This window comes from Hungatella sp. SL.1.14 (assembly GCF_024460495.1).
Lineage (GTDB): Bacteria > Bacillota > Clostridia > Lachnospirales > Lachnospiraceae > Hungatella > Hungatella hathewayi.
Genome location: NZ_JANFYJ010000568.1, coordinates 1 through 270, shown reverse-complemented (window position 1 = coordinate 270; position 270 = coordinate 1). Strand labels below are relative to the sequence as shown.

Here is a 270-nt window from a genome sequence, read left to right as displayed (position 1 = left end):
GCTGGTATACAGAAGAGAATGGAGCTGGAGAACAGTTCGATGCAGCCTATGTAATAGCAGAAAACATGACTGTCTATGCGAAATGGACAGCAAATGCTGAAGTAACCCTGACGTATGACAAGGCAGCGGCAGATGCAGCAGAGGTGCTTCCGAATACGACGGAGACGGTGCTGAGCGGCCAGAGTCTTGTAAATGCAGGAAAAGAACTTGGAAGTACGAGCCGCCCGGGTTATACATTTGGAGGCTGGTATACAGAAGAGAACGGAGCTG

Annotated in this window: 1 protein-coding gene; it reads left to right on the top strand. The window is 50.0% G+C overall.

All coding sequences use genetic code 11. From position 1 onward, the window contains the following. Nucleotides 1-270: InlB B-repeat-containing protein (locus NE473_RS32335; protein ID WP_256265743.1), on the top strand; the 270-nt coding region annotated here is incomplete at both ends.